Annotated in this window: 9 protein-coding genes; 4 read left to right on the top strand and 5 right to left on the bottom strand. The window is 64.8% G+C overall.

The genetic code is table 11. The features are described 5' to 3' along the window. The 5 genes from EOA33_RS17060 to EOA33_RS17045 form a co-directional block, all read right to left on the bottom strand. Positions 1 to 526, bottom strand: a 526-nt coding sequence (locus EOA33_RS17060; protein ID WP_127406124.1) for an FAD-dependent monooxygenase, incomplete at its 3' end; no start/stop codon positions are given. Further along, on the bottom strand, positions 523 to 1,245 hold the full coding sequence (locus EOA33_RS17055; RefSeq protein WP_126055462.1) for a class I SAM-dependent methyltransferase: 723 nt from the start codon (positions 1,243 to 1,245) through the stop codon (positions 523 to 525). The genes EOA33_RS17060 and EOA33_RS17055, both read right to left, overlap by 4 nt. Continuing rightward, on the bottom strand, positions 1,242 to 2,309 hold the full coding sequence (locus EOA33_RS17050) for a type III polyketide synthase (protein ID WP_127406123.1): 1,068 nt from the start codon (positions 2,307 to 2,309) through the stop codon (positions 1,242 to 1,244). Before EOA33_RS17050 ends, EOA33_RS17055 begins: the two co-directional genes overlap by 4 nt. Positions 2,310 to 2,561: 252 nt before the next feature. Continuing rightward, on the bottom strand, positions 2,562 to 2,723 hold the full coding sequence (locus EOA33_RS39100) for a hypothetical protein (protein ID WP_189347868.1): 162 nt from the start codon (positions 2,721 to 2,723) through the stop codon (positions 2,562 to 2,564). Positions 2,724 to 2,815: 92 nt separating this feature from the next. Next, positions 2,816 to 4,729: a DUF4396 domain-containing protein gene (locus EOA33_RS17045; protein ID WP_127406122.1), complete on the bottom strand. Its 1,914-nt coding sequence runs from the start codon at positions 4,727 to 4,729 to the stop codon at positions 2,816 to 2,818. Positions 4,730 to 4,908: 179 nt separating this feature from the next. Between EOA33_RS17045 and EOA33_RS17040 the strand changes: the two genes are divergently transcribed. From EOA33_RS17040 to EOA33_RS17030, 4 genes are all read left to right on the top strand, one after another. After that, on the top strand, positions 4,909 to 6,435 hold the full coding sequence (locus EOA33_RS17040) for a multicopper oxidase family protein (protein WP_127406121.1): 1,527 nt from the start codon (positions 4,909 to 4,911) through the stop codon (positions 6,433 to 6,435). Beyond that, a complete protein-coding gene (locus EOA33_RS17035; protein WP_127406120.1) occupies positions 6,432 to 6,998 on the top strand; it encodes a cytochrome c in 567 nt (188 codons plus the stop codon). The genes EOA33_RS17040 and EOA33_RS17035 overlap by 4 nt, the downstream gene beginning before the upstream one ends. Positions 6,999 to 7,054: 56 nt before the next feature. Next, on the top strand, positions 7,055 to 7,204 hold the full coding sequence (locus EOA33_RS39095) for a hypothetical protein (RefSeq protein WP_190233872.1): 150 nt from the start codon (positions 7,055 to 7,057) through the stop codon (positions 7,202 to 7,204). Positions 7,205 to 7,318: 114 nt separating this feature from the next. Next, positions 7,319 to 7,777 (top strand): hypothetical protein, encoded by a 459-nt coding sequence (locus EOA33_RS17030; RefSeq protein ID WP_126055466.1) that lies wholly within the window; start codon positions 7,319 to 7,321, stop codon positions 7,775 to 7,777. Positions 7,778 to 7,885 lie beyond the last annotated feature (108 nt).

The raw sequence follows: 7,885 nt of genomic DNA, 5'->3' as shown, positions 1-7,885 counted from the left end.
GTCCAGGCTCCCACGAGCCGTGCGCGGCGACGACCACCGGCGCCCGCAGGATCGTCGCCTCATCGCGGCAGTCCCTTGCTTCAATCCGCACCGCTTGGCAGTCGCCTTCGCGCTCGACGGCGACGGCGCGGCAGGGCTGGAAGACTTGCGCCCCGGCCGATCGGGCCGCATCGAGGAGCAGGATATCCAGAACGTCGCGGCCCAGCGCGCGGCCGAAGCCGGCTCTTGCCGCCGGCCCGAGCCTTGCGCCCGGCATCTCGGCCTCGATGCAGGCGTCGCCGGAAAAGAGCCCGACGCGGCGGATTTCGGGACCGGCTTCGGCGCGCCATGCATCGCCGATCCCGAGCCGGTCGAGAAGCGTGAGATTGCTTGCCGAGATGTATTCGCCGCACACCTTGCGGCGCGGAAACATGTTCTTTTCCACGATCGCCACGCCCCACCCGCACCGGGCAAGCGCCAGCGCAATCGACGTTCCCGCGGGGCCGGCGCCGATAACGATCGCGTCGTGGGTGGACGGCCGCCTCATGGCGCGTCCACGGCCGGCATCGAGCTCGCGCCGACGAAGACATGCGAGAAGGCTCCGGCGCGCCGTTCCTCGAGCGGTCTGCCGCCAGCAGCGCTCCAGAGGCTGGAAAGCTCGCGGCCGCGGAAGCCGGCGCGCACACTCTGAGGGGCGTCATGCCTGGTGACATCATTGGCGCCGATCGCCCATAGAAGCCGCGCCGCGGCCAGCGCCCAATTCGCCCGCAGCGGTTCTGTCGCCAGGATGAGCGGAGCCTTGCGCCGCAAAAGCAAAAACAGGCGCAGCAGTCCGGCGTCGTCGAAATGATGCAAGAACAGGTTGACCGTGATCGCGTCGAAGGGCCTGCCGTCCGTCTTCTGCGCCCAGTCGACGACGTCGGCAGTGACGGTTTCGAGCTTCCATCCCAGCCTGGCGAAATCGGCGGCGAGCGCTGGCGTGACGAGACCGACGCGATCGAGCATCGTCAGTTCCACCCCGGGCCAATCGGTGGCCAAGCGGCGGGCCACCTTGAGCATGAAAGTGCCGTCGCCCGCGCCGATCTCCAGAATGCGCTCGGGCGGCTTCGGCAAGAATTTCCGCAGCAGCATGGCCATGATCGGCGCCTGGAACATCAGCGCGTTGATGCGGGCGAGATCGCGGCGCGAGCGCAGCGCCCGCGCATCGTCGGCGGCGAGCCCATCCAGGATTTCCGGGACGAGGCTGCGCTGCGCGAGCGCGGTCATGAGACGGTCCTGAACAGCATGGTCTCGGCCGTCAGGCCGGGTCCGAAAGACATGCCGCAGCCCAGCAGTCCGCCGGGCCTCTTCAGCATCTCCTCCATCACGAACATGACCGTCGCAGACGACATGTTGCCGTAGCGGCGCAGCACCTCGCGCGACGGCTCGAGCGCGGCCGGTTCGAGAGCGAGCGCCCTTTCGACGGCGTCGAGAATGCTGCGCCCGCCGGGATGCACGGCCCAGAGGTCGATCGCCTCCGGCGGCCGGCCACCAAGGATGGCGTCCTGGCTGCTTCGCAACACTTCCTGGACCGCCCCCGGGACCTTGCCGGAAAGAAACATGTCGAAGCCGTGGTCGCGGATATCCCAGGTCATCAGGTCCCGCTGCTCGTCGGCGACGGCGCAACAGAAGGAGTCGAGCTCGATGCCGGGCGGCTCGGCGGTCACGAGCGTCGCCGCGCAGCCATCGCCCCAAAGGCAGAAAGAGAGCAGCTTTTCCAGCTCGTCGGTCTCCCTGATGTGCAAGGTGCATATTTCGATATTGACCAGCAGGATCCTGGCTCGCGGGTTGGAGCGGACGATGTGGCGGGCAAGCTTGAGGCCGCTGACCGCCGCATAGCAGCCCATGAACCCGATTATCGTGCGCTCGATGCCATCCGGCAGGCCGCAGCGCTGAACCAGATCGAGGTCGATACCGGGCGCGGAGAAACCGGTGCAGGTGGTAACGATGAGGTGGGTGATGCGCGACGCCTCGTCGCCAAGATGCAGCCCGTCGACGCCGCTTTGCGCCAGGACCGGGGCGGCTTCGCTGAACATCGCCATTCTGACGGCCGTTCCGGGAAAAGCGCCACGCCTGAAGGTCCCGGCGAAGTCGGCCGACGGCCCTTCGGGTTCGAGGGCGGGCGCGAAGCAGGAAAAGCGGTGCTCGATGCCGGCGAGGCCGGCCATGCGTTCGAATATTCTCCTGCGATCGGGGGCCAGCATCGAGGCTGCGTAGCGCAGGTAGAACTGGTGGACGTCGTGCTGCGGAACCGCCGTCGCGATCCGGTTGATATAGGCACTGGCGGACACGTTTCTGTCTCCCTGGGCTCGGGCGCGATGCGCCGGAGGGGTTTTTGCTACTGACAGGCGCCAAGCGTTGAGCGTTGCCTATTCGATAAACGTTTCGGAAAACCAGTTTCTTCCTGGCGGTCCAAAAGATTCTGGAAGGATCATACGCAAAATCAAAGTGTTACGGTGTCTTTCGCGCGCGAAGGGCACGCCGGCCACGAGCGCATGGAGCCGGCGGGAATCTTCGGTCCGTCAGGCAAAGCTTCGGGCCGATCACTTGCTGCCTTGCACCGCTCCGGGCACGATCAAGGCTCCCTGATCGCGCTCCGAATACCTGAAGCCGATAAAGAACAAGGCGATGATGATGAGGCAGATCGCCAGCACGGTGGCGAGGATCCTTCCCGGGTGGTTTTCGGCAGGCTGTTTGTCTTCCATGGCGGTTCGCCTCGCTTATAAACCCGACCGGAGCGGCAAGGGTTCCAAGCTCCCAGGCGCAATGGCCGGATTGAGGAAGCCGATCGCCGCGATCACGTGACATCGATGACGACCATCAGCCCGCCGCCGCCTTTCTCCTCGACATTGTTGTTCGTCGTGTGGTGCGGGATGTGGCAGTGGATGAGCCACTTGCCGGGGCGCTGCGCCTTCCAGACGGCGTCATACCGCTGCCCCGGGCCGACATTGATCGTATCGGCAAGGAAGCGCGCCGAGGGTGGGATCGTCTCGCCGTCGCGGGCAACGACCTCGAACGGTCCGCCATGGATGTGCATCGGGTGGATGAAGCCATTGTTCGTGCCAATGAAGCGCACCTTAAGCGTCTCGCCGACCTCCATCTTGATAGTGTCAGTTGAAGGATAAGCCCTGCCGTTGATAGTGAAGAAATTCGGCATGCCGCCGTCCATCGGCATCGACGGATAGGTCAGACCCTCGCGCACCAGCCATTCCTGCAGCTCGATGACATAATCATGATCGGCCACGACCTCGTCGGCAGGATTGGCGGGATCTATGATCAGCGCCCCGTAGAGACCGAGCGCCTGGGTCCGGTCGGGCTTGGCGTGCGGATGGTAGAAATAGGTTCCGTGCTGCGTTGCAGTGAACTCGTAGGAATAGGTCCGTCCAGGTTCGATCGGCGCTTGTGTGATCTCCGCGGGCCCATCCATCTGGTTCGGCAGGATCATGCCGTGCCAGTGAATCGTCGTTTCCTCGGGCAGATCGTTGGTCACGTTGATCCGCACCTTGTCGCCCTGCCGAATGTGAATGCGCGGGCCGGGAATCTGGCCATTATATGCATAGGCATCCACCGCCACGTTCGGCAGGATCTGCCAGCGGATCACCGAAGGGCGGAGTTCGAACACCTTGACGTCGTTCTCCACTCGAAAAGGCAATTCCTGATCGCCTTTTTTCGTCAAATCATAGGTAGCGCTCACGAGGCGCGGGTTGGTGGCTGCCATATCGCGCATGGCGTCAGCCGGCGTATCGCGATCCATGATCATGCCCTGGGGCATGATCACCCCGCCAACGTCGCGGGCCGACAGCGCGAGGTTCAGCCAGTTCGCCGGCGCCGCCATGCCAATTGCGAGCGCGACCAGGGAAACCGCCCCGAGCGCAATCACCTGTGCCGTTGTGGCGTCCGTCTCCATATGGTGGCCGTCCTTGCCTTTGCGGGAGGCCATGTCGTGGCCCCTTCCGTGACGGTCAGTGGCGTCGGCCTGCTGCATCTGCATGTGGGCGTGTTGTCTCTTTGCAGGCTGTTCCCGACTGCCCCTCTCGGCGGGTGGCGGGCGCTGCGTCATCAGCCCGTGCTTCAATTTTCGTGCAACCAGCCACACATTGGCGGGATAGGCGAGGGTAAAACCGGCGATGACACCGATCGACATCACGCCCCAGAATAAGAGTTCCGTCGGCTCCATGGCCCGCATGTCGCGGCCCATCATCAGGAAGCTCATGACCGGCGCCATGCCGGCCATCATGAAATTCATGGAGATGAACTCGGGCAGGAAACTCTTGCGCACATTCTCCCAGTAAGTGCCGCCCATCATCGATTTCATGAACAACGACTGGAAGATGAACAGACCGAAGGCAAAGCCGGCCAGATATTCGACGATGAGGTCGAGCCACATCGGCAGGCCGAGCGTGGCGGTGATGACGGCGGCGAGGATGATGCCGGTGGCATCGCCAGCGACGCAATGGATGGTCGAGCCGACGCCCTGTTTCCAGAGCGGGCTGGTGAAGGCCTCATGCTCGCCGGGGCGCGGCTCCTTGTCGGCCAATACATAGAGCAGCAGTCCCAGCGGACCCATATAGAGCGTCACCAGGATAAAACCCCATTTCATCACCACCGGTTCGGGGTTGTTGCGGTACTGGTCGATGCCGACATAGAGGGTCGAGGCCGCCGCAATCGCGAACCAGGCAATGAGGAAATAGTCGATCGGCTGGATGAGCATGATTGCGGCCTCGTCCCATGAAACGGCTGGTTGTATTCCCTGCACATGAACGCGGCCGCGGCCATTGCGATCCGACTGCAGTCCAGTAGCCAGTTCGATCCCGCTTGACCTTCCAGCAACTGGAACCCTTAGCGTGACGGAATCCGGCGGCGGACTTCCTCACTATCCAGGAGCAAAACATGCATCGACGCAGTTTTCTGGCGGCAGGCCTGGCGACGGTTCTGGCGAGCCCACGGGCGCTGGCGCAGATGAAGATGGACGACATGCCGAACATGGACTCCATGCCGGGCATGGACATGGGCGGCCATACCGGACACGACATGGGCACGATGGCGCAAGGCGCAGTCACCCTGCCCGAAGGCCAGCCGTTGCGTGAGCTGCCGCTGCTGGCCAACGAGGCCGGCCGGCCCGGCCTTTTCAAGGCGCGGCTGACAGCATCGCCTGCCACGGCGCGTTTCGCCGAAGGGCAAGACACGCCGATCCTCGCCTATAACGGCACGAGCCCCGGGCCGCTGATCGAGGCCTTCGAGGGCGACCGTGTCGAGATCACCTTCGCCAACCGCATCGATGGCGAGGCAAGCACCATCCACTGGCACGGCATGCCGGTGCCGGCCGACCAGGATGGCAATCCGATGGATCCGGTGGCGGCGGGCACCGAGCGCGTCTATGCCTTCGATCTGCCGGAAGGCTCGGCCGGCACCTACTGGTACCACCCGCATCCGCACGGCAGGACGGCCGAGCAGGTCTATCGCGGCCTGGCCGGCGCCTTCGTCGTTAAGGCCAAGGCCGATCCTGTTCCGGCCGAATATGGCGACACGGTGCTGGTGTTCACCGACCTCAGGCTCGCCGCCGACGGCTCGATGCCCGCCAATTCGATGAGCGATCTGATGAACGGCCGCGTCGGCGACCATGTGCTGGTCAACGGCCAGAAGAACCCCAGACTTGCCGTGGCGAAGGGTGCGAAACGGCGCCTGCGCCTCTACAACGCCACCAATGCGCGCTTCCTGAAGCTCGCCTTCGACGGCGCTCCGATGACGATCATCGGGACGGATGGCGGGCCGCTGGCGGCGCCAGTGGCGGCCGACGAGATCCTGCTCAGCCCGGGCGAGCGCATCGAGCTGGTAGTCGCCTTTGACAACCCCGGACCCATCACTCTGTACACGCTCGACTACGATCGCGGCTGGATGGGCACCGGCCGCCCGGCCGATGCGGGGCTGACGCTGCTGACCGTTGACGTCTCCGAAGAAACGGGAGAAGCGATGCCGCCGATACCGGCGCGGCTGCGCCCAATCGCGCCGCTTGCCGCCCCCGCGCTCTCCCGGCGCCTCGTCCTCACCGAGACCATGGCGATGAACGTCACCGGCATGGAGATGGGCTTCCTGATCAACGGCAAGGCCTTCGACATGGGACGCGTCGACATCGTCGGCAAGGCCGGCGAGACCGAGCTCTGGGAGATCGTCAATCGGGCCGACATGGATCATCCCTTCCATGTCCACGGCACGCAATTCCAGGTGATCGAGCACGAGCGCGACGGCAAGGTCTCCAAGCCGCCCTTCCTTGCCTGGAAGGACACTGTCAACGTGGCGCGCGGCGAGACGCTGCGGCTGCTGTTGCGCCAGGAGCGGCCCGGCCGGCGCATGTACCACTGCCACATCCTCGAGCATGAGCAGCTCGGCATGATGGGCGTGCTCGACGTCACGGCATGACGGCGGGCATCGCATCCCGGGTGGCGATGCTGGCGCTTACCGGCTCGCTCGTTATGTCCTCGCCGCTGGCCGTGGCCTCGGGCGACGCGGTTGTTGCGGCCCGCCAGGCCTCGATGAAGGCGATGGCGGCGGCGGCGAAGACCGTAGCCGAGATGTTCGACGGCAAGCGCGCGTATGACCCAGCCGGCTTCAAGGCGGCGGCCGAGGCGCTGCGCGCCCGCACCGGTTCTGCCCTGATCGGCGAATTCCCGGCGGGCACGCTCGGCGCGCCTTCCGGCGCCAAGGCGGCGATCGACCAGGCGCGGCCGGAATTCGAGGCGCTCGCCCGCCATATCGGCGGGCTCGCCTCGGCACTCGCCGCCAAGGCCGAAAGGGCGCCGGCTGAGATCACCGAGGGCATGCGCATGGGCGCGATGCTGCCGATGGATGGCGGCAGCCTGCTCGGCAAGCGGCCGAATGCCGTGCAGCCTGATCCGGCCACACTGCCGGCGGAGCATCTCCTGCATCTCATCCTGCAGGACTGTTCGAGCTGCCACTCGAAGTTCCGGCAGAAGGTGGAGTGAGCCTGGCCTTCCGTAGCGGCGTTTGCCAAAAATTAACTTGTTGAGCTGACGCTAATATGATGACCAAGAACCTCAACAACGCCACCCCCGACTCTCCGATCCAGGAGGTCAGGCCTTCGCTGGTCGGCAAGGTGGCGCCGGCGCTGTTTCCGCTGGTCGTCGCGGCGCTCGGCTATCTCATCGGCCGGCAGTTCTTTGGATTCTGAGGCGCCGAGCCGCGGGATCAGATCGCAGGCGAAGAACCGTTGCCCTTCGCCGGCATTCGATCTCTCCTTCCCATGCCTGCCCCCTGCCCTAGCTTCTCCTGGAAGGAGGACTGCATGGCGATCTATGGCCTTAGAGTGGTGAGCTTCATCTTCGCGGCGCTGGCCTTCGTGCCGGCGGGGGCGCATTTCTTTTCGATGTACAGCAAACTGAAGCTCGACGGCACCAGCTATCTCGCCGCGCAGCGCGCCTATGACGGCTGGAGCCTGTTCGGTATCGTCGTGCTGGGCGCCTTGCTGTCGAGCGCGGCACTGGCGGTCGTGCTCTATCGCTCAGGCGGTGCCTTCGGCCTTGTGGCGCTCGCCTTCATCGCCATCGGCGCCACGCAATTCGTGTTCTGGAGCTTCACCTTTCCGGTAAACCGGGCGACCCGCAATTGGTCCATGCTGCCCGACAATTGGGAAATGCTCAGGCGGCAATGGGAATATTCGCATGCGGCCGCGGCCTGCCTCAACGCGCTGGCGCTGCTGTTGCTGTTCCTCTCGGCACTGCGCCTCGACGCGCGGACAGCGTGAGGGCTTCGGCTGGGGAATGATTGTAAAACGTTGCTGGGAACCGGAGGCCGTACACGTTGGTCCTAGGCCCTAGGTCGCTATTGCCCAAGTATTAGCATGAGCGCATGT

This window comes from Mesorhizobium sp. M4A.F.Ca.ET.050.02.1.1, from assembly GCF_003997725.1.
Taxonomy (GTDB): Bacteria; Pseudomonadota; Alphaproteobacteria; order Rhizobiales; family Rhizobiaceae; genus Mesorhizobium.
Note: the sequence above shows the minus strand (reverse complement) of the source record. Positions and strands in the feature narration are given on the sequence as shown.